Source organism: Gilvimarinus sp. 1_MG-2023, from assembly GCF_030548285.1.
Window position 1 is genome coordinate 1 of the sequence record NZ_JAUOSC010001560.1, and the last position, 242, is coordinate 242.

The following is a 242-nucleotide window of genomic DNA, read 5'->3' on the forward strand; positions in this document are numbered from 1 at the left end:
AGTCTGAATTTCTGGCCAATATGATCCATGAGCTACGCACCCCGTTAAATGCCATTCTTGGTTTCACCACACTGATCGATGCGTGTACCAACGATTCCGATGTGCATCGTTACGCTAACCAGACGCTGACCTCATCGCGGCATTTATTGGCGTTGGTTAATGATATTCTCGATTTTTCCAGAATCCAGGCCGTGGGTGTCGAAATAGAATCGAACCCCTTTCTGTTGCGGCCGATGATGGAT

At 47.9% G+C, this 242-nt stretch carries 1 protein-coding gene; it reads left to right on the forward strand.

The window, feature by feature from the left end:
* On the forward strand, window positions 1–242 hold a 242-nt coding region (locus tag Q4563_RS22045), incomplete at both ends, for a sensor histidine kinase (protein WP_303606058.1).